Raw genomic sequence first — 19,932 nt, 5'->3', positions numbered from 1 at the left:
TTCCCGACCTCGGCGATCAGCGCGGCACGGTGGTCACTTCCGTCGCCTTGACGCTCGTCCACACGGACACCCCGTCCACGATGCCCAGTTCAACGGCGGCCTGCGGGGTGATCTCTGCGACCAGGTCGGGCACCCGGTCCGAGACGATCAGAACGCGCAGCCGGCTGCCGGAGACGGTGATCTCGCGCACGGTGCCCGGCCAGACGTTCCGCGGGCTGCCCTCCGGCCTTTCCCGGTGCACGGAGACGGCCTCCGGCGCGATGACCGCCAGCGCGTCGGTGCCGGCCGGCAGCGGTTCCGCGGCCACCAGCGTGCCGCCCCCGGCCAGGTCGAGCCCGTGGGCCGATGCCGTGCCGGGCCACGCGTTGCGCCCCAGCATGCGGGCCACCCACGGCGAGCGCGGGTGCCGGGTGACCTCGGCCGGCGGCGCGTCCTGGAGGGCGCGGCCGCCGTCGAGCACGAGCACCCTGTCGGCGAGCGAGACGGCCTCCACGGGGTCGTGCGTGACGATCAGGCAGACGCCGCCGAAACCGTCGAGGTGCATGCGCAGCGTGTGGCGCACACGAGCCCGGGCGGTCTGGTCGAGCGCGGCGAGCGGTTCGTCGAGGAGCAGCAGCCGGGGCCGCGCGGCCAGCGCACGGGCCAGCGCGACGCGCTGGGCCTGTCCTCCCGAGAGCTGCGCGGGCCTGCGGTGGGCGAGGTGCCCGACGCCGAGCCGGTCCAGCCACTGCTGGGCGCTGCGCCGCGCCTCGGCGCGGCGCACACCCTGGGCGCGCAGCCCGTAGGCGGTGTTGGCGAGCGCGTTCAGATGCGGGAACAGCGCGCCGTCCTGCGGCACCCAGGCGACACCGCGCCGGTGCGGGGGCAGCCGGGAGACGTCCTTGTCGCCGAGCCGCAGCGCGGCGTGCGAGCGGGCGGTGAGGCCGAGGAGGGCGCGCAACAGGGTGGTCTTTCCGGCGCCGTTGGGGCCGACGACGGCGATGGTGGTGCCGGGTTCGGCGTCCAAGGTGAGCCGGTTGAAGCCCGTGACGTCGGCGTGCAGCGCCCAGCCGTCCTGCGGAACCAGGACGTCCGGCCCGCCTTCGCCGGGCGTCGGAGCCTCCGGACCCGATCCCTCCGTGCCGTGTGCGACAGGCGCGGGGGGCCGGTCGCCGCCGCGCGGGGTTCCCGCCCACCGGCCCCGCAGGGCCACGAGGACCACCATGGCGATGGCGAGCAGCAGGAGCGACACGGACGTCGCCGCGTCCGGCTGTTCCTGGAGCAGCAGGTAGACCTGGAGGGGGAGGGTCTGCGTGGTCCCGGGCAGGTTCCCCGCGAAGGTGATCGTCGCGCCGAACTCGCCCAGCGCACGGGCCCAGGTGAGGGCGGCGCCGGCGATCAGCCCCGGCATCACCATCGGCAGCGTGACCGTGAAGAACACCCGTACCGGCGAGGCCCCCAGGGACGCGGCGGTCTCCTCGTAACGGGGCCGCAGACCGCCGAGCGCCCCTTCGAGGCTGATCACCAGGAACGGCATGGCGACGAACGTCGCCGCGAGCACCGCGCCCGAGGTGTGGAACGGCAGGGTGACGCCGAACGTGTCCTCCAGCCAGGGCCCGAGCAGGCCACGACGCCCGAAGGCCAGCAGCAGCGCGACGCCGCCGACGGTCGGCGGCAGCACCATCGGCAGCAGAACCAGGGAGCGCACGAGAACCTTGCCGGGGAAGTCCACCCGGGCCAGCAGCCAGGCCAGTGGCACCCCCAGGACGAGCGACAGGCCGAGCGCCCAGAACGAGACCACCAGCGAGAGGCGCAGCGCCTCCGTGGTCCCGGGACTGGTCAGGTGACTGCCGAGCCTGCCCCACTCCGTACGGGCGAGCACGCCGACGAGCGGCAGCAGCAGAAGGGCGACGGCGAGCAGCGCGGGAACGGCGAGTGCGACCGGCGCGCCTGCCCGTGGTGCACGGCCCCCCGGCGCGTCGGGGCTGTCGCGGCCTTCCGTCTCGCCCGAAGTCCGGGGGCTGTGGCTGGGGCTCTGGGGGCGTTTCATCGGAGATCCCTCGGTTCGCTGTGAGGACGTACGGCGACCGGTGGCCGGCCCACGTCCGTCACCGAACCCGGTACGACGGCCGGATGCCCACCCGCGTCCGTCACGGCTGCTGGAACCCGGCGTCCCGGAAGAGCTTCTGCGCCTCGGCGGTGGCGAGCCACCGCACGAACGCGTCGGCCGCCTCCGCGTGCCGGGAGGTCTTCAGGGTGGCGGCCGGGTACTGCGCGAGCGCGTTCTGCTCGTCCGGGATCTCGACCGCGTCGACCTTGTCGGTGGCGGTCGCGGCGTCCGTCTTGTAGACGAGGCCCGCGTCCGCCTCGCCCAGCTCGACCTTGCCGAGGACGGCGCGGACGCTGGGCTCCTCCGAGACGGGTCGCACGGTCACGCCCTGGGCGTCGAGGATCTGCCGGCTGTACCGGCCCACCGGGACCTCGGGGGAGGCGAGGACCACCTTGACCGCCGGGCCCGCGAGGTCCCTCAACTCGGCGATCTTCTCCGGGTTGCCCTCCAGGGTGGCGATGACCAGCCGGTTCCTGGCGACGACCACGGGTTTGCCCGTCTCGTCCTTCAGCCCGTCCATGGTCCTGGTGTCGGCGGTGACCAGGACGTCGGCGGGTGCGCCCTGCCGCACCTGGGCAGCGAGCTCCTGGGACCCGGCGAAGGAGAAGGTGATCTCCGTGCCCGGACGGGTCTTCTCGTACGCGGCGCCGGCCTTCTCGAAGACGTCGGTGAGCGAGGACGCGGCGAGCACAGTGAGGTCGACGTCCTGTGTGTGCGTACCGGACCCGGAGCCGGTCGCGCCCCGGTCCTGCTGGTCGCCGCCGCCACCGCAGGCGGCGAGCGGGCAGGTCAGGACGAGGGTCGCGACGACGGCAGCGGCACGGCGCCGGGTGAAGCGGAAGGCCAGGGACATGGCAGGGGCTCCTTGCAGGGGAGGCGGTCGCCGCCCGGGCGGATGGTCGAAAGCCGCGCCGGTGACGGGCGACGCCGCTGGTCGGCGATCTGCGGCCCGTTCCGGATGGATCGGGGCCGGCCGGTCAGGTGCGGTCGATGTGCACGCTGGTCGATTTCACCCGGGCGGTCGCCTCCACACCGACCTCCAGACCCAGCTCCTCGACCGCCTCCCGCGTGAGCAGGGACACCAGGCGGTGGGGCCCCGCCTGGATCTCCACCTGCGCCGCGACGTCGCCGAGCTTGACGGCGGTGACGATGCCGGGGAAAGCGTTGCGTGCCGAGGTGTACGAGCCCTCGTCCTCGTCGGTGCCGCTCTGCGCGAGCTCGACGGAGAAGGCGGCCAGATCGCGGCCGTCGATGAGACGGCGTCCGCCTTCGTCGCGATGGGTGGCGACCCGGCCGGCATCCGCCCAGCGGCGCGCGGTGTCGGGACTGACGCCGAGCAGACGAGCCGCCTGTCCGATGGTGTAGGACTGCATGTGCGTCAGGATACGGCCATTCCGCTGGCACCTGCGAATCTCTGGATCAATACACATGGCAGGTGCGAGATGCTTGTGCGATCGGCCGCTAGTCGAGGCCGATCAGGCTCGCGTAGACGACCACGTTGCCGAGGTAACCGGTGTCCTTGCTGTAACCGCCACCGCACGTGATGATCCGCAGTTGGGGCTGGGCGGTACTGCGGTAGACCTTCCGGCTCGGGAACTCGCTCTTGGAGTACGCCTCGACGGCTTGGACGGCGAACCGCGCGATCCGCCCGTCACGGCGGACGACCTCGACCGTGCTGCCCTGGGTGACGGCACCCAGAGGGTAGAAAACGGCGCGGCCGGTGGGGGTGTCGACATGGCCGGCCACGACGGCCGTGCCGGACTCACCGGGGGCGGGACCGTCGGCGTACCAGCCGGCGAGGTTGGGGTTGTCCGCCGGTGGCACTTCGAGCGCGCCGTCGGGGTCGAGCCCGAGTTCCATCATCGGGGTGTCCACACCGATGGCGGGGATGCGCAGTCTGATCGGGGCGGAAAGGGACCGCGAGCCGGTCGGGCCGTTCGGCGGCGTGGGATCCGCGGTCTGCCGGACGGGATCCGGTGACGCGCCACCGGCAGCGGCAGAGGACCGCGGAGCGGATACGGCATGGGCCTGCGCGGCGGACGGCTGGGGAGCCGTTTCGCCGCGCAGGCCGGTGTACAGCAGAACGATGCCGGTGATCATGACGACGGCGAGGGTCTTCGTCGACACGACGGGGGCGGGCCGTTTGTGTCCCATGACGGTCCGGGTTTCGGTAGGGGCGTAGGCCGGGCCGACTGTTCAGGAGGCGATGCCGGCGAAGCGACGCCGCCGCATCGTCAACGCGCCGCCGGCCGCCGCGCCGGCGATCAGCAGGGAGCCGACCGCGATCTGAGTGCCGTTCACCCCCTCGGCGCCGCCGAATCCACCGCGCACCGCCCCCTCCGGGCGGCTGACGACCTGGAAGCTGGTCTCGACACGGGTTCGCGGGGGGCACTTGACCGTGATGGTGTACACACCGTCCTCGGCAGTCTCGGGGACCGTGAAATCACCGACCAGTTCACCGCTGCCCTGACCCTCGGTCAGGTTGATCTGGCCACCGGCCTCCGCCTGCCCCTTGGCGTACGTGGCGTCAGGCCCGCAGACCTCCGTGCTGACCGTGATGGTCGAGCCGGGGAAGGCCCTCTGCGGGCTGACACTGACGTCGGACTCATCGGCGCCTGCCGCTGCCGCCGGGAGACCCAGGGCGCACAGGGTCAAGGCGCTGCAGGCAAGGATACGTGCGCTGCGCATTTCACCACCTTTCGACCGGCGCGGGGCAGGACGAACTGTCCCGACGAAAGTGCCGCGCTCCGTTGGTAAGACAAGCAGCTCACGGCGTCCGACGACCGGTCCGAAATGAGCGGGTCGGCGCGCGCCGGATTCCCGCCGGGGAAATTTCCGCAGGTCGCGTGAGCCGCGATAGGCCCGACGGAGGAAATTCACACCAGTGTGGCGATCGGGTGGCGGCATACTCACGCTCAAGCAGCGGGCGCGCCGCCAACGCGCCTGCAGATTCCGGTCGCCGTGCGCGCGGAGCAACTCGACGGAGCGGTACGTGAGTGCGTTCCCGGAGGTCTCCGGGTGCCCGTCACGTACGGTCCGGCCCCGTGGGCCAGGCAGGGAACAGGTCCGCCGAACGCAGCGGCCACACCGGGAACCGCACAGCGCTCTTCGGAGCGACGGTCCCGGACGGCGAACCCGCTTTCCCCGCGCCCGTGCTCCGACCCGTCGCCGCGGTACCGGCGGGCGGTCGCTCCCGCTCTGCGGGGGCGGCGAAGGGCGGGGTGTCCTGTGCGCACCGCGCGTCCCGCGGTGGCAGTGCCCCGGTGAGGAAGTACCGGACGACGTGCCGTTTCACGCAGGTGCTCGGGTTGTCCAGCGCGGTGTGCCCGTAGCCGTCGAGCGTCAAGAGCCGGGCTCCGTCGAGCTCTGCGGCCATCGCCTGCCCCGCGCGGTAGGGGGTGGACGGGTCGTGGGTCGGATTGACCACCAGGACCGGGTCCGCGGTGGCGCGGTCCCACGGGCCGGTGTACGGGTCGGCCGCGCGGGCCGGCCACGCGGTGCACGGCTCGTTCGCCCAGACCCACCAGCGCCCGAGGGCCCCGGCCTGCTCCACTGCCTGCTGCTCCAGCGCCGTGTACCGGCTGGGCAGGGCGGGGTTGGGGCTCTCGGCGCACAGGACCGCGAGCGACTGCTCGAACCCGGGGTAACGGGCGGGTCCGGCCGGGGCCGGGGGTTCCTGGGGAGCCCGGCCCTCCCAGACGGCCTGCAGAACCTCGGCCGTCCCGGTCCAGCCCGGGTGCACGGTGTAGAGCTCGCCGCGGACCTCACTCACCACTCGCGCATACGTCCAGCTGCCCACCGGCCGCTCGGCGAGTCGCTCCAGGAGTGCCTCGTACTTGGCCCTCGTGGCCCCCGGGCTCCCGGCGGAGAAAACGCAGCGGGACGCCGGCACGCGTCCGCAGTGATCGAGGAACTGGCCGAGTGTGTCTGCGGATCCGAGGTGCGAACCCAGGCGCAGGAAGGTGTTCGTCCCGGGCTCGCTCCCTGCACCGTGGTTCACCCACGCCTTCGGGTCGACGTTTCCGTCGAGCACGAGCCGCCCGGCCCGCTCAGGGAACAGGTTCGCGTACGTCGCGCCGAGCAGCGTGCCGTAGGAGATGCCCCAGTAGCGCAGCCGGTCTTCGCCCACCGCCCCGCGCAGCAGGTCCAGGTCGCGTGCGGTGTCGGCGGTCGAGACGTGGCGCAGCAGCGCCGGATCCCGCAGCTCACATCGCTCCGCCAGGTTCTCGTACGCGGCTGTGTAGGCCCGGCGCTCTTGCTCGCCCACCGGGAAAGGCGGGACGTCCTCGTGCCAGGCGGCGGCCTGTTCGGCGCTGTCGAAGCAGCGCACGGCCGTGCTCTCCCCTACGCCACGCGGGTCCCAACTGACAATGTCGTAGCGGTCCTTCAGCTCCTGGGGGAACTTGCCGTACAGCTGGGGCAGGCCTACGGTCCCGGGGCCGCCGGGGCCACCGGGGTTGAAGAACAGCGACCCGGCCCGCCGCGCGGGGTCGGCCGCCCGGTGACGGATCACCGCCAGCTCGATCGTGCGGCCCCCGGGATCCGCGTGGTCCAGCGGCACATTCGCCACCGCGCACTCGAAGCCCGCCTGCGCCTCCTGCGGGCAGGGCCGCCAGCGCAGCACCACGCCGCCCTGGCCGCCCGGGCCGCCGGCCGAGACCGGCCCCGCCGACGGCAGCAGCAGCGCCGCAGCCAGGGCGCCGGCGGCGCTCCTGAGTGGTATCTGTCGGGCAACTATTCGCATCGCCGGGCCCTTCGGTCGGCAGGGGGCGGGCCCTGCCAGTGGCGACGGGCCCGCTTGCCATACCACTGGCGGTCGGCCATCAGGGCAACCGACACGCGTCCGAACGGGTCAACCACGCAGGGCCCGGTACTCATGTGAGTACCGGGCCCTGACCTGGTCTTTCAGCTGTCGGGGTGGCGGGATTTGAACCCACGACCTCTTCGTCCCGAACGAAGCGCGCTGCCAAGCTGCGCTACACCCCGATGTCGCCCACTGTCCCGGCGACGTCGTTTACTTTAGCCCACCCGCGCCCTGAGACGAAATCCGGTTTTCCCGGGCCCCCGGGCGGCCCCCTCCGCAGGCCAGAGGGGCGGAGACACGGTGGCCCCCGGGTCAGTCCCTCGGGGTCAGCGTCAGCAGCGTCGCCTCCGGGGGGCAGGCGAAGCGGACCGGCGTGTAGCGGTTCGTGCCGCAGCCCGCGGAGACGTGGAGGTAGGCGGTGCTGCCCTCCGCCGTGTGCGTGGACAGGCCCTTCACCCGGTCCGTGTCCAGGTCGCAGTTGGTGACCAGGGCGCCGTAGAACGGGATGCACAGCTGGCCGCCGTGAGTGTGGCCCGCCAGGATCAGCGGGTAGCCGTCGGACGTGAAGGCGTCCAGGCTGCGCAGGTAGGGGGCGTGCACCACCGCCAGCGACAGGTCGGCGTCCTTCTCCGGGCCCCCCGCGACCAGCTCGTACCGGTCGCGCTTGATGTGCGGGTCGTCCAGGCCCGTGAAGGCGATCTCGTAGCCCTCCAGCTTCAGGCGGCCCCGCGTGTTCGTCAGGTCCAGCCAGCCCGCAGCGTCGAACCCGTCGCGCAGCTGCTCCCACGGGTTGTGGACCGCGCCGACCGCCGGGGCGTTGCCGTTCAGGCCGTGGCGGCCCTGGGCCTTCTCCAGGAGGTAGCGGGCGGGGTTGCGCAGCTTCGGGCCGTAGTAGTCGTTGGAGCCGAAGACGTATACGCCGGGGTACTCCATCAGCGGGCCGAGCGCGTCCATCACCTCCGGTACGCCCTCCGGGTCGGAGAGGTTGTCCCCGGTGTTCACGACGAAGTCGGGGCGCAGGCCGGCCAGGGACTGCAGCCAGGCGCGCTTCTTGCGCTGGCCGCTCACCATGTGGATGTCGGAGACCTGGAGGACGCGCAGCGGCCGCATCCCGCGCGGCAGGACCGGCACGGTGATCCGGCGAAGCCGGAAGGAACGGGCTTCGAACCCGGCGGCGTAGGCGAGGCCGGCCGCGCCGACTGCCGTGACTCCTGCGGTGATTTTCAAGGGCATCCCGTAGCGTGCGCGCATACGCCCATCGTTGCAGACCGTTCAGGACCCGGGGAGCGGCGGCCGGTCGCCGGCCGGGACGCATACCCCCGGCGACGTGCGCAGCGGCAGAGCGAAGAGCAGCCCGAGCGAGACCCAGACGTACGCGTTGCCTCCCAGGAAGCCGTCGAGTCCGGACGAGTCCCTGCTCCACAGCCACACCACACTGCTGCTCAGCACCACGGGCAGCGTCACGGACCAGGTCAGCAGCCGGCGGCGGTCCGGCCCCTCCGGCGCGCGCAGGGCCGCGTCGGCCAGCACCACGAGGGCGGGGGCCAGCCAGACCAGGTGGTGGACCCAGGTGACCGGGCTGATGAGGCAGGCGAGGACGCCGGTCAGGGCGAAGGCCCCGGCGTGATCACGGGCGGCGCTCGCCCGGCGCACGCGTACGGCCCAGACGGCCAGCAGCGCGACGACCCCGATCGCCCATACGGTCCGGTTCGGTTCGGCCGGGTCGAAGAGGCGCGCCACCAGGCCCTGCCAGGACTGGTTGGAGACGTACGCGAGCGCGCCGACGCGGTCGGTGTCCCACAGCGCCTCGGTCCAGTAGACGCGGGAGGCGTCCGGTGCCGCCCACGCGGCGATCCCGGTGGCCCCGAGCGCGACGGCCGTGGCCGTGGCGGCGGCGCGCGGCCGGCCGGTGAGGAGCAGGTGGAGGATGAAGACGGCCGGGGTGAGCTTGATCGCGGCGGCCAGACCGGTGCCGATGCCCGCGTACCGCGAGGCGCGGCCGCCGGCGAGCAGCCGGGCGTCGGCGAGCACGAGCGCGAGCAGGAGCAGGTTGACCTGGCCGAAGCTGACGGTGTCGCGGACCGGTTCCAGCAGGGCGAAGGCGCAGCCCGCGAGGGCGAGGGCGTACCAGGGCGTCCAGCCCTCCCGGCGGACGAGGGGGCCGGCGGTCCAGTGCAGGATCACGGCCGCGGCGGCCGCGTTGAACAGCACGCTCAGCGCCACGGCGCTCTGCCAGCCGGTCAGCGTCATCGGCAGCATGCACACCGCCGCGAAGGGCGGATACGTGAAGCCGTAGTGCGTGCCCGGAACCAGGTAGTCGTAGAGAGCGCCGCCGTCTGTCCAGTGGTGCACGGCCCCGTAGTAGACGCCCAGGTCGAACCAGTCACGGTGCAGTGGGACCGTCGCGAGGAACAGCAGGACGGCGGCGGCCAGTCCGGCGACCAGGAGCAGCCGCCCGCGCGTGGTCACCGGCCATTGCCAGGCGCTCTCCGTCGTCTCCAGTTGTGTCATGCCGTACTCCCGACGGGCCGGTGGGCGAACCGATGTGCGCCCCACAGCGCCGTCAGCGCGAGCAGCCCGCCGCCGACGGCGAGCGCCAACTGCGTGGCGTCGGGGGCGGATCCGCTCGGCAGCACGGCCAGAGCGAGGACTCCGCTGGCGCAGGCGGCCGCCCGGCGCAGCGGCCTTCCGGGGCCGGCGGCGGCGATCAGGAACAGGCCCCACAGCACGTACCAGGGCCGTATGGCGGGCCCGAGGAGGGCCACGGCCGTCAGGCTGAGGCCCAGCGCGTGGACCGGGCGCAGCAGATGGTGGCGGCGCCAGGCGAGCAGGACGGCCAGGGCCGTGGCCGCGAGGCCGAGCAGGTGCCAGACGGGTACCGCGTGACGGGCGAACTCCGCGAGCCCGCTGCCCGCGTCGGTCAGCACAGCGGTGGACATCCGGCCGAGGGTCGAGGTCAGTGACCAGTTCTCCGGGGACACAGGGGTGTCGAGCGCGGCGAGCCAGCCGTATCCGGTGCCGACGAGCGCGGTGGTCACCGCGGTGGTGGCCGCGCACACGCACAGAGCCGCGAGGGTGGAGGACAGCCACGGCGCGCGGGCCCAGGGCGGCTGCCGGGCCCACAGCACGACCACGGCGACCAGCCCGAGCGCGGCCGGGGCCTTCACCAGGGCGGCGAGGGTGACCAGGACGACCGCCGCGACCGGCCTGCGGCCGAGGGCGGCGACCAGTCCGGCGCCCAGCAGTCCGATCATGACGGCGTCGTTGTGTGCGCCGCCGACGAGATGCAGCAGCACCAGCGGGTTGAGCGCGCCGAGCCAGAGCGCGACGGAGGGATCGGTTCCGCAGTACTGGGCCAGGCGCGGCAGGCACAGCGCCATCAGGGCCACCCCGAGCAGCGCGACCAGCCGCATGCCGAGCACACCACCGGTCAGCCGGTCCGCCGAGAACGTGCCGAAGTCCGCGGACCCCGCTATGGCCGAGGCGAGGGCGAGGAAGACCGGGCCGTACGGGGCCGGGGTGTCCCGCCACAGCGGTGCCACCTCGGCCGTGAGCGGACCGCCGAGGCGGGAGGGGCCGTAGGCGTACACGTCCAGCCGTGCGTCGACCATCGCGCCCTGCGCCAGGTAGCTGTAGACATCCCTGCTGAACAGGGGCGGCGCCACCACGAGCGGTGCCGCCCACAGCACGAGCGTGACCAGCAGGTCGCGCCGCCCGGGCGGCCGTGGTCCGCGCACCGCCCGGCCCACCAGGGCCCATGCCGCTATCAGGACGACGAGCCCGAAGTACGCGCCGACCAGGCCGAGCGCGGCCGCCCCCGAGTCCGGAGCGAGCACCTCCCGCACGGGCAGTGCTCCGGCGCCCACGCCGCCCGCCGCGAGCGCCGTCGAGCCGATGAGCCCGAGCAGCTGACAGTGGCGGAAGTCGACGGCTCGGCCGACGGGGAGACGGAGGGACGACACCAGCGCAGGCTGTCAACGGACGGTGTCCGGGAGGCGACGTCCCGGTCGACCGGCGGGGGCCGTCGTGTGTCCGCGGCCTTACGGGCTCCCCTGGAGCATGCACCCATCCCGTCGGCGCACGCCGCGCACGGGCACGGCGCGCCCCCGGCCGGCCGGGCGGTCAAGAGCACCACCCGGCGGCGCCGACCGGTGCGCGTCGCACGAAATGCGCGGGCGCACCCCCTCCCGCACCTGCGACACTTGAGCGCATGACCACGCTCAAGTCCAAGCTGCAGGAAGACCTCACCGAGGCGATCAGGGCGCGCGACGAACTGCGCTCCTCCACGCTCCGGCTGACCCTCGCCGCGATCACGAAGGAGGAGGTCTCGGGCAAGACGGCCCGCGAGCTCTCCGACGACGAGGTGCAGAAGGTGATCGCCAAGGAGGCGAAGAAGCGCCGCGAGGCCGCCGACGCCTTCGCGCAGGGCGGTCGTGCCGAGCAGGCCGAGCGCGAGAAGGCCGAGGGCGTGATCCTCGACGCCTACCTGCCGCAGCAGCTGACGGACGACGAGCTCCACCAGATCGTGGCGCAGGCCGTCGAGGAGGCCAGGGCGGGCGGCGCCGAGGGCCCGCGCGCCATGGGTGCCGTCATGAAGATCGTGAACCCGAAGGTGGCGGGCCGCGCCGAGGGCGGGCGCGTGGCGACCGCCGTGAAGCAGCTGCTCGCGGGCTGAGCGCGCACGGCATACGGCACGGCGAAGGGGGACCCGGTCACCGGGTCCCCCTTCGCCGTGACTGCCGGGCGCCTACGGCCAGTTGCCGCCGCCGTTGCCCTGACCGCGGTTGTTGCCGCCGCCGATCAGGTCCGGCGGGATGCTGATGCCGGGGATGGGCCCGTTGTCGCCGGGCCTGTTCTCGTCACGGTCGCGGCCCTTGTCCTTGTCCTCGTCCTCCTTCTCCTTCCCGCGCGGGACGGAGACGGGGTTGAACGCGGGGGTCTCGGCGGCGTCCAGTGCCCCGGTCATCGCGATCTTCCAGATCGGGCCGGGCAGACAGCCGCCGCAGACCTTGTCGTAGTACTGGCCGCCGATGGTGATCCTGTACATCGACGTCTTCTCGCCGACGTCGTCGCCGACCCACACCGCCGTGGACAGGTTCGGCGTGTAGCCGACGAACCAGGCGTCCTTGCGGTCGTTGGTCGTACCGGTCTTGCCCGCGTTGTCGCGGTCCTGGAGACCGGCCTGCGTACCGGTGCCGTCCTCGACCACGCCCTTGAGCATCTGGTTGATCATGTCCGCGGTCGTCTGGTTCATCACCTGCGAGCACTCGGAGCCCGGCACCTTGATCCGCTTGCCGTTGGCGTCCGTCACGGACTCGATGGCGACCGGCGTGCAGTACGTGCCGCGGTTGGCGAACGTGGCGTACACCGACGCCATGTCCAGCGGAGTGCTCTCCTGGCCGCCGAGGGTGATGGACGGGAGCTCCTGCAGCTTCTTGCCCAGCTCGCGCTCGTAGCCCATCTTCTTCGCCATCTCGACCGTCTCGCACAGACCGGTCATCTGCTCGAGGTGGGCGAAGTAGGTGTTGATGGACTTGCCGAGGGCGCTGGTCATGTCCCAGGAGCCGGCCTCGGACTGCAGCTCGTTCTGCAGGGGCCATTGGCCGCCGCCGGACGGGCCGCCCGCGCAGGTCCGGAAGGAGTCCATCGGCAGCGAGATCTTCCACGGCGTCGCGAACGACTGGGCCGGGCTGATGCCCTTCTCCAGTGCCGCGGCCGCCGTGATCGGCTTGAAGGTCGAACCGACCTGGAAGCCGTACGTCGTGCCGCCCATCTTGCTGCCGACCGAGAGGTTGAGCACCGTCTCGTGCTGCTTCTGGTCCAGGCCGTACGGGCGGGACTGGCCCATCGACAGGATCCTGCCCGTGCCGGGCTGGACCTGCACCACGGCCGCGGCGACCTTGTCCGTCTTGTTGACCTTCGCCGTGGCGGCCTGGTTCGCGGCGGCCTGCGCACGCGGGCTCAGCGTCGTGCGGATGGTGAGGCCGCCCAGGTTCCAGAGCTTCGAGCGCTCCTCGTCCGTCTTCCCGAAGGCGGGGTTGTTCAGGATCGTCTTGCGCACGTAGTCGCAGAAGAAGCCCGCGCCGTTCACGGCGGTGATGCACCCGTTGTCCGGCTTGCTGACGGCCAGCTCGATCGGCGTGGCCTTGGCCCGGTCCGCCTCCTCCTGGGAGATGTCGCGGACGTCGGCCATGCGCTGGAGCACGATGTTGCGGCGCTTGGTGGCCTCTTCGGTGTCGTTGACCGGGTCGTAGCGGCTCGGCGACTGGACGAGGCCGGCCAGCATCGCCGCTTCCTCCAGCTTCAGGTCCTTGGCGGACTTGGAGAAGTAGCGCTGAGAGGCGGCCTCGACGCCGTACGCCTGCTGACCGAAGAAGGTGATGTTGAGATAGTTCTCGAGGATCTTCTTCTTGCCCAGCTCCTCCTCGACCTGGATCGCGTACTTCAGTTCGCGGATCTTGCGGCCGATGGTCTGCTGGGTGGCCTGGGCGACCTTGTCGGGGTCGTCGCCGGCCTCCTCGACGAAGACGTTTTTCACGTACTGCTGGGTGAGCGTGGAGGCACCCTCGGACACGCCCCCGGACTGCGCGTTCTTGTTGAGCGCGCGCAGCACGCCCTTGAGGTCGACCGCGCCGTGGTCGTAGAAGCGGGCGTCCTCGATCGCGATGATCGCCTTCTGCATGTACGGCGAGATGTCCTTGAGGGGCACCACCGTGCGGTCGCGCGAGTAGACCGTGGCGATCTTGCCGCCCTCGGCGTCCAGGATGGTGGTGCGCTGACTCAGGGGCGGTGTCTTGAGGTTGGCCGGGATCTCGTCGAATCCCTCGACCGTGCCCTTGGCCGCGAGTCCCAGCGCACCGGCGGCGGGCAGAGCGATGCCCGCCAGCACCGCTCCGGAGAGCACACTGACACCGAGGAACTTGGCGGCCTGCTGGGTCCCGGTCAGACCGCCGCCCGAGCGCTTCTTTGGCATGAGGGCAGCCTACGTTCTCATTTGCCGGACAGGCGTAAAGGCATTGGCCTAAGCTGCTCTCAACTGTCACGGCAGTGCGGTCTCGCATCAAGTACCTGGCAGAACTCCGCTGTCCCCGAATCCGGCGGAGCCATGCCCGAATTCCTGCGTTTGTCGTCGAAGTCCGTTGCACGGCAAAGGAAGTGCCCCGCTTTGTCGGGTTTGTCGCGTATGCCCTCAGGTCACTCCCCTGGGTGATCTGCCGCGTACGCATAGTCCGTTCGGACCATTCAAGATTGGGCCCCGTGGGGGTGTTGCGCTGTGCCCACCTTCCGTAACGTCCTCAACTGGCAGCGGTGAATATGCCGCTGCCGCCGTGGGGGAGCCTCGATTCGGGAGAGGACGGCGCCGGCATGGGCTGGGTTACCGACTGGAGTGCGCAGGCAGCCTGCCGCACGACGGATCCGGATGAACTGTTCGTACAAGGGGCAGCGCAGAACAGGGCCAAGGCGGTGTGTACCGGATGCCCGGTACGCACGGAATGCCTGGCCGATGCGCTGGACAACCGCGTCGAGTTCGGCGTGTGGGGCGGCATGACCGAGCGGGAGCGACGAGCGCTGCTGCGCAGGCGCCCCACGGTCACGTCGTGGCGGAGACTGCTCGAGACCGCGCGCACGGAGTACGAGCGCAGTGCGGGCATTCTGCCGGTGGGCCTCGACGACGACGAGACGTACGAGACGTACGCGGCGGTGGGCTGACGGGCACCCGCACGTCAGCGCGCAGGCGATGACGCCGGCGGGCCGGAACGTGCCGCGCCTGCGCGCTTTGAGCCGCTCTGGTCCGACGACCGGAGCGTGCTGCGCGATTGAGTCGCTCTGCGTCCAGGACCGGGGCGACCGGGAACGCGGCGCCCAAGTCCGGGCCGCGCGTGGACGACCTGCCGTTCGGGCGCGCAGCGCGGTGCTACGACCCCGCTGCCAGGCGCGTGCCGATCGCGCGGAGGCCGGCCAGGTCGTGGACATCGCCCGGAAGGGCCGGGACCTCGGTGACGGGCACCTCGGGGTGCAGGGCCGTGAAACGGTCGCGCGTGCGCTGCTCGCGCGCCAGCACCTGCATCCTCTCGGCATGCAGGCGCAGCAGGCCGGCCGTCAACTGCTGCGCGGTCTGCACGTCATGGACATCGTGCGCGTCGGGTACCTCGGGAACCTCGGACGGTGATCCGGGTGTGTCGGGGGGAACCTCACGTGCTTCGGGGGAGTGATCCACGGCCGGGGATTCGGGAGAGACGGCCGCGGCGTCACGACCACCAGTCTTCCCGGGCTCCTGATCCACAATGCCGGACTCGTCAAGATTTTCCGCGGCCGCGAGCGCCCGCTCCGCGGACAGCCGCGCGGCCTCGCTGCCGTGCACGCGATTGAGAACGAGGCCCGCGAGCGGCATGTCCTCCGCCGCCAGGCGCTCCACGAAGTACGCCGCCTCCCGCAGCGCGTCCCGCTCCGGCGCCGCGACCACCATGAACGCCGTGCCCGGCGCCTGCAGCAGCCGGTAGGTCGCGTCCGCGCGGGTGCGGAAGCCGCCGAACATCGTGTCCATCGCGGCCACGAAGGTCTGGACGTCACGCAGCAGTTGACCGCCCAGCAGCTTGCCCAGCGTGCCCGTCATCATCGACATGCCGACGTTGAGGAACTTCATCCCCGCGCGGCCGCCCACCTTCGCGGGAGCCATCAGCAGCTTGATGAACCTGCCGTCGAGGAACGACCCCAGGCGCTTGGGCGCGTCCAGGAAGTCGAGCGCGGAGCGCGACGGCGGGGTGTCGACGACGATCAGGTCCCACTCCTCACGTCCGCGCAGCTGCCCCAGCTTCTCCATCGCCATGTACTCCTGCGTGCCGGCGAAACCGGCGGACAGGGACTGGTAGAAGGGGTTCTCCAGGATCGCGCGGGCGCGCTCCGCGTCCGCGTGCGCCTCGACGATCTCGTCGAAGGTGCGCTTCATGTCGAGCATCATGGCGTGCAGTTCGCCGTCGCCCTCGATGCCCTTGACCCTGCGCGGCGTGTTGTCGAGCGAGTCGATGCCCATGGACTGGGCAAGCCGCCGGGCCGGGTCGATGGTCAGGACGACGACCTTGCGACCGCGCTCCGCCGCCCGTACGCCGAGGGCCGCGGCCGTCGTGGTCTTGCCGACGCCGCCCGCGCCGCAGCACACGATGATGCGCGTGGCCGGATCGTCGATGAGCGGGTCCACCTCCAGGCGGGCCGATGCGTCCAGCGTCATGAGCCCGCCCCTTGCTTGCGCAGTTCTCTGGCCAGTTGGTACAGCCCGGCGATGTCGACGCCCTCGCTGAGCACGGGCAGCTCATAGGCGCCCAGGGCCAGCGCGTTCAACACCCGCCGCTGCTCGCGCTCCAGCTCCACCCGCCGGGCGTGCTCGGCGGCCTGCGCCAGCAGCGGGGTGACGAGCTTCGCCGAACCGGGGACGCCCGCCGCCGTGAGCGCCTCGGCGATCTCGCCGCGGCGGCCGTTCGACGCGTCGCGCACCGCCTCCTCGTCGAGGAGGTGGGGGCGGACCATGTTCACGATGACGTTGCCCACGGGGAGTTCGGCGGCGCGCAGCTCGGCGACGCCGTCCGCGGTCTCCTGGACGGGCATCTCCTCCAGCAGCGTGACCAGATGGACCGCCGTCTGGGGGGACTTGAGCACACGCATCACGGCCTGCGCCTGGTTGTGTATCGGGCCGATCCGGGCGAGGCCGGCGACCTCGTCGTTCACGTTCAGGAAGCGGGTGATGCGGCCGGTGGGCGGCGCGTCCATGACCACGTGGTCGTAGACGTACCGCCCCTGTTTGTCCCGGCGGCGTACGGCCTCGCACGCCTTGCCGGTCAGCAGTACGTCCCGGACGCCGGGCGCGATGGTCGTCGCGAAGTCGATCGCGCCGAGCTTCTTGAGGGCGCGGCCCGCGCTGCCGAGCTTGTAGAACATCTGGAGGTAGTCGAGGAGCGCGCGTTCGGCGTCGATGGCCAGCGCGAACACCTCGCCGCCACCTGACGACACGGCGATCTTGCGCTCTTCGTACGGAAGGGCTTCCGTCTCGAAGAGCTGGGCGATGCCCTGCCGGCCCTCGACCTCGACGAGGAGGGTGCGCTTTCCCTCGGTCGCGAGGGCGAGCGCGAGGGCGGCGGCCACCGTGGTCTTACCGGTGCCGCCCTTGCCGCTGACGACCTGGAGCCTGCTCACGTATTCGAGCCTAACCAGTCGTGCACCGGCCTACGCACGAGGCTGCCTGCGGGCTGCGTCACGTGCCCGCCCCGGGCTGCTTCGTGAAGCGGCCGGGGGGTGCGGCTACAGTCGGCTCCATGACCAAGTGGGAATACGCGACCGTGCCCCTCCTCGTGCACGCGACGAAGCAGATTCTGGACACCTGGGGCGAGGACGGCTGGGAGCTCGTCCAGGTCGTGCCCGGGCCGAACAACCCCGAGCAGCTGGTGGCCTACCTGAAGCGGGAGAAGTCCTCGTGAGCGGCGTGGTCGAGCGCAGGCTCGCCGAACTCGGTCTGACGCTGCCGGAGGTCGTCCCGCCGCTGGCCGCCTATCAGCCGGCCGTGGTCTCGGGCGCGTACGTGTACACCTCGGGCCAGCTGCCGATGGTGGAGGGCAAGCTTCCGGTCACCGGCAAGGTGGGTGGTGAGGTCACCGCCGAGGAGGCCAAGGAACTCGCCCGTATCTGCGGGCTGAACGCTCTGGCCGCCGTGAAGTCGGTCGTCGGCGACCTGGACCGCATCGCCCGAGTCGTGAAGGTCGTGGGCTTCGTGGCGTCGGCCGCGGACTTCACCGGCCAGCCCGGCGTGATCAACGGGACGAGCGAGCTGCTCGGCGAGGTGCTGGGCGACAAGGGTGTGCACGCGCGCAGCGCGGTGGGCGTCGCGGTGCTGCCGCTGGACGCTCCGGTCGAGGTCGAGATCCAGGTGGAGCTCGTCCAGGACTGAACGCAAGATCAGTAGGTGTACGGCCCCGAGTCCGCCGGTCCGCCGACGGGCTCGGGGCCGTCGTGGTGCCGCGGCCGGTGGGGAATCCGCCGCGCCACCTCGTGACGTGGACGCGTCGGCGGGTGTCCTCCGGTTCGCGTTCCGCCACCACCCCAACGGCACGACGGCGAACCGCCCCTCGACATCACCCCCCACTGATGAAGCCAGTGCACGGGCGCCGGGCGGCAGCACGGCAGGCCCCGGCGCTCACGGCGCCGAGGGGTGGCCGGCCGCACCGGCCACCCCTCGAACATCCGCGCGTGAGCGCATAGCATCCGCCCCATGTCCAATGGTCAGTGGTACCCGCCGGAATGGCCCGACCGCATCCGCGCGCTCGCGGCCGGTGAGCTCACGCCCGTGACCCCCAAGAGGGCCGCCACCGTGATGCTGCTGCGCGACGCGGCGGACGGGCCCGCCGTCCACATGCTGCGCCGGCGCACGTCCATGGCCTTCGCGGGCGGCGCGTACGCCTATCCGGGCGGGGGCGTGGACCCGCGCGACGACCGGCCCGTCGGCTGGGCCGGACCGTCGCTGGAGACCTGGGCGCGGCGACTCGGCACCGACACCGCGTCCGCGCAGGCCATCGTGTGCGCGGCGGTCCGCGAGACGTACGAGGAGGCGGGCGTCCTGCTCGCGGGCCCGACGCCCGGCACGGTCGTCGGGGACACGACGGGGGACGACTGGGAGGCGGACCGGCAGGCGCTGGTGGACCGGGACGTGTCCTTCGCCGAGTTCCTGGACCGGCGCGGCCTGATGCTGCGCTCGGACCTGCTCGGTGCGTGGGCACGCTGGATCACCCCGGAGTTCGAGCCGCGCCGTTACGACACCTGGTTCTTCGTGGCGGCCCTGCCCGAGGGCCAGCGCACCCGCAACGCGTCCACGGAGGCCGAGAGCACCGTTTGGATCCGCCCGGCCGAGGCGACCGCGGGCTACGACAAGGGCGAGCTGCTGATGATGCCGCCCACCATCGCCACCCTGCGCACCCTGCGGCAGTACGGGACGGCTGCGCAGGCGCTGGAGGCGGCCGCCGGACAGGACATGGCGCCCGTGCTCGCGAAGGCGCGCCTGGAGGGCGGCGAGGTCGTCCTGAGCTGGCCTGGGCACGACGAGTTCACCAAGCACGTGCCGACCGGAGGCTCGCGATGACCGACGCCGCAGCACTGCCCGGACAGCCCCGCGGAGGCGCGCTCTCCGGGCCCGCCACCGCCCGCGCGGTCAACGTCCTCGCGCCGAACCCCTCTGCGATGACGCTGGACGGCACGAACACCTGGATCGTCTCGGAGCCGGACTCGGGCCTCGCCGTGGTGGTCGACCCGGGGCCGCTGGACGACGCCCATCTGCGGGCCGTGATCGAGACGGCCGAGAAGGCGGGTAAGCGCGTCGCGCTGACCCTGCTCACCCACGGGCATCCCGACCACGCGGAAGGCGCCGCACGCTTCGCGGAGCTGACCGGTACGAAGGTCCGCGCCCTCGACCCCGCGCTGCGGCTCGGCGACGAGGGGCTCGCGGCCGGGGACGTGATCACCACGGGCGGGCTGGAGATGCGGGTCGTATCCACGCCTGGGCACACCGCCGACTCGCTCAGCTTCCACTTGCCCGCCGACCGCGCCGTGCTGACCGGCGACACGGTCCTCGGCCGGGGCACGACGGTCGTCGCCCACCCCGAAGGCCGGCTCGGCGACTACCTCGACTCGCTGCGGCGGCTGCGCTCGCTCACCGTCGACGACGGTGTCCACACGGTGCTGCCCGGCCACGGGCCCGTCCTCGACGACGCCCAGGGCGCGGTCGAGTTCTACCTCGCACACCGGGCGAGCCGCCTGGCGCAGGTCGAGACGGCCGTCGAGGACGGCTTCACGACGGCACCAGAGGTCGTCGCTCAGGTGTACGCGGACGTCGATCGGTCCCTGTGGCCCGCGGCGGAGCTGTCGGTACGGGCGCAGCTGGAGTACCTGCGCGAGCACGGTCTGATCGAACAGGGCTGACCCCAGGGGGTGTCCGGCGCAGCCCGGCCCGGTCGCCGGACAGGCCCGTGGCCGCGGGGGCCGCAACCGGACACCGCCCTCCCGC

Annotated in this window: 18 protein-coding genes and 1 tRNA gene; 6 read left to right on the top strand and 13 right to left on the bottom strand. The window is 72.2% G+C overall.

Annotated elements, in window-relative coordinates; all coding sequences use genetic code 11:
• Window positions 1-16: 16 nt before the first annotated feature.
• The 10 genes from HW130_RS12840 to mptB all read right to left on the bottom strand — a co-directional run bounded on the left by HW130_RS12840 (window position 17) and on the right by mptB (window position 10,855).
• Window positions 17-2,029: an ABC transporter permease gene (locus tag HW130_RS12840; protein ID WP_177149644.1), complete on the bottom strand. Its 2,013-nt coding sequence runs from the start codon at window positions 2,027-2,029 to the stop codon at window positions 17-19.
• A gap of 100 nt (window positions 2,030-2,129) precedes the next feature.
• A complete protein-coding gene (gene modA, locus HW130_RS12835; protein ID WP_177149643.1) occupies window positions 2,130-2,942 on the bottom strand; it encodes a molybdate ABC transporter substrate-binding protein in 813 nt (270 codons plus the stop codon).
• Window positions 2,943-3,066: 124 nt separating this feature from the next.
• Window positions 3,067-3,462: a molybdopterin-binding protein gene (locus HW130_RS12830; protein WP_177149642.1), complete on the bottom strand. Its 396-nt coding sequence runs from the start codon at window positions 3,460-3,462 to the stop codon at window positions 3,067-3,069.
• Window positions 3,463-3,550: 88 nt separating this feature from the next.
• Window positions 3,551-4,243 carry a class F sortase gene (locus HW130_RS12825; RefSeq protein WP_177149641.1) on the bottom strand — a complete coding sequence of 231 codons (693 nt, stop codon included), beginning with the start codon at window positions 4,241-4,243 and terminating at the stop codon, window positions 3,551-3,553.
• A gap of 42 nt (window positions 4,244-4,285) precedes the next feature.
• Window positions 4,286-4,777: a hypothetical protein gene (locus tag HW130_RS12820; RefSeq protein ID WP_177149640.1), complete on the bottom strand. Its 492-nt coding sequence runs from the start codon at window positions 4,775-4,777 to the stop codon at window positions 4,286-4,288.
• Window positions 4,778-5,114: 337 nt separating this feature from the next.
• Entirely contained in the window at window positions 5,115-6,833 is a 1,719-nt protein-coding gene (locus tag HW130_RS12815; protein WP_177149639.1) for an alpha/beta fold hydrolase, read from the bottom strand.
• Window positions 6,834-7,001: 168 nt separating this feature from the next.
• Window positions 7,002-7,075, bottom strand: a tRNA-Pro gene (locus HW130_RS12810).
• A 130-nt stretch (window positions 7,076-7,205) separates the two neighbouring features.
• Entirely contained in the window at window positions 7,206-8,144 is a 939-nt protein-coding gene (locus HW130_RS12805) for a metallophosphoesterase (RefSeq protein WP_177149638.1), read from the bottom strand.
• A gap of 21 nt (window positions 8,145-8,165) precedes the next feature.
• Window positions 8,166-9,404, bottom strand: coding sequence for a glycosyltransferase 87 family protein (locus tag HW130_RS12800; RefSeq protein WP_177149637.1), 1,239 nt, complete (start codon window positions 9,402-9,404; stop codon window positions 8,166-8,168).
• On the bottom strand, window positions 9,401-10,855 hold the full coding sequence (gene mptB, locus HW130_RS12795; RefSeq protein WP_177149636.1) for a polyprenol phosphomannose-dependent alpha 1,6 mannosyltransferase MptB: 1,455 nt from the start codon (window positions 10,853-10,855) through the stop codon (window positions 9,401-9,403). The genes HW130_RS12800 and mptB overlap by 4 nt, the downstream gene beginning before the upstream one ends.
• A gap of 248 nt (window positions 10,856-11,103) precedes the next feature.
• Between mptB and HW130_RS12790 the strand changes: the two genes are divergently transcribed.
• Window positions 11,104-11,568 carry a GatB/YqeY domain-containing protein gene (locus HW130_RS12790; protein WP_177149635.1) on the top strand — a complete coding sequence of 155 codons (465 nt, stop codon included), beginning with the start codon at window positions 11,104-11,106 and terminating at the stop codon, window positions 11,566-11,568.
• A 72-nt stretch (window positions 11,569-11,640) separates the two neighbouring features.
• On the opposite strand, the gene HW130_RS12785 is transcribed toward HW130_RS12790, so the two are convergent.
• Window positions 11,641-13,866: a transglycosylase domain-containing protein gene (locus tag HW130_RS12785; RefSeq protein ID WP_177149634.1), complete on the bottom strand. Its 2,226-nt coding sequence runs from the start codon at window positions 13,864-13,866 to the stop codon at window positions 11,641-11,643.
• A gap of 392 nt (window positions 13,867-14,258) precedes the next feature.
• Between HW130_RS12785 and HW130_RS12780 the strand changes: the two genes are divergently transcribed.
• The gene (locus HW130_RS12780) at window positions 14,259-14,603 is read left to right on the top strand and encodes a WhiB family transcriptional regulator (RefSeq protein WP_177149633.1); all 345 of its coding nucleotides are present in this window, start codon (window positions 14,259-14,261) and stop codon (window positions 14,601-14,603) included.
• 205 nt (window positions 14,604-14,808) lie between these two features.
• On the opposite strand, the gene HW130_RS12775 is transcribed toward HW130_RS12780, so the two are convergent.
• Window positions 14,809-16,119 carry an ArsA family ATPase gene (locus tag HW130_RS12775; RefSeq protein ID WP_177149632.1) on the bottom strand — a complete coding sequence of 437 codons (1,311 nt, stop codon included), beginning with the start codon at window positions 16,117-16,119 and terminating at the stop codon, window positions 14,809-14,811.
• Window positions 16,116-17,078 carry an ArsA-related P-loop ATPase gene (locus HW130_RS12770; RefSeq protein ID WP_177149631.1) on the bottom strand — a complete coding sequence of 321 codons (963 nt, stop codon included), beginning with the start codon at window positions 17,076-17,078 and terminating at the stop codon, window positions 16,116-16,118. The genes HW130_RS12775 and HW130_RS12770 overlap by 4 nt, the downstream gene beginning before the upstream one ends.
• A gap of 119 nt (window positions 17,079-17,197) precedes the next feature.
• On the opposite strand from HW130_RS12770, the gene HW130_RS12765 reads away from it, so the two are divergent.
• The 4 genes from HW130_RS12765 (at window position 17,198) to HW130_RS12750 (ending at window position 19,847) form a co-directional block, all read left to right on the top strand.
• Window positions 17,198-17,359 (top strand): DUF4177 domain-containing protein, encoded by a 162-nt coding sequence (locus HW130_RS12765; protein WP_005314434.1) that lies wholly within the window; start codon window positions 17,198-17,200, stop codon window positions 17,357-17,359.
• The gene (locus HW130_RS12760; RefSeq protein ID WP_177149630.1) at window positions 17,356-17,826 is read left to right on the top strand and encodes a RidA family protein; all 471 of its coding nucleotides are present in this window, start codon (window positions 17,356-17,358) and stop codon (window positions 17,824-17,826) included. The genes HW130_RS12765 and HW130_RS12760 overlap by 4 nt, the downstream gene beginning before the upstream one ends.
• Before the next feature lie 321 nt (window positions 17,827-18,147).
• Window positions 18,148-19,011, top strand: coding sequence for an NUDIX domain-containing protein (locus HW130_RS12755; RefSeq protein WP_177149629.1), 864 nt, complete (start codon window positions 18,148-18,150; stop codon window positions 19,009-19,011).
• On the top strand, window positions 19,008-19,847 hold the full coding sequence (locus HW130_RS12750; RefSeq protein ID WP_177149628.1) for an MBL fold metallo-hydrolase: 840 nt from the start codon (window positions 19,008-19,010) through the stop codon (window positions 19,845-19,847). The genes HW130_RS12755 and HW130_RS12750 overlap by 4 nt, the downstream gene beginning before the upstream one ends.
• Window positions 19,848-19,932: the final 85 nt, after the last annotated feature.

Source organism: Streptomyces sp. PKU-EA00015 (assembly GCF_013387495.1).
Classification (GTDB): domain Bacteria; phylum Actinomycetota; class Actinomycetes; order Streptomycetales; family Streptomycetaceae; genus Streptomyces.
The sequence above is the reverse complement of the archived record's forward strand: the minus strand, read 5'-3'. Positions and strand labels throughout refer to the sequence as shown.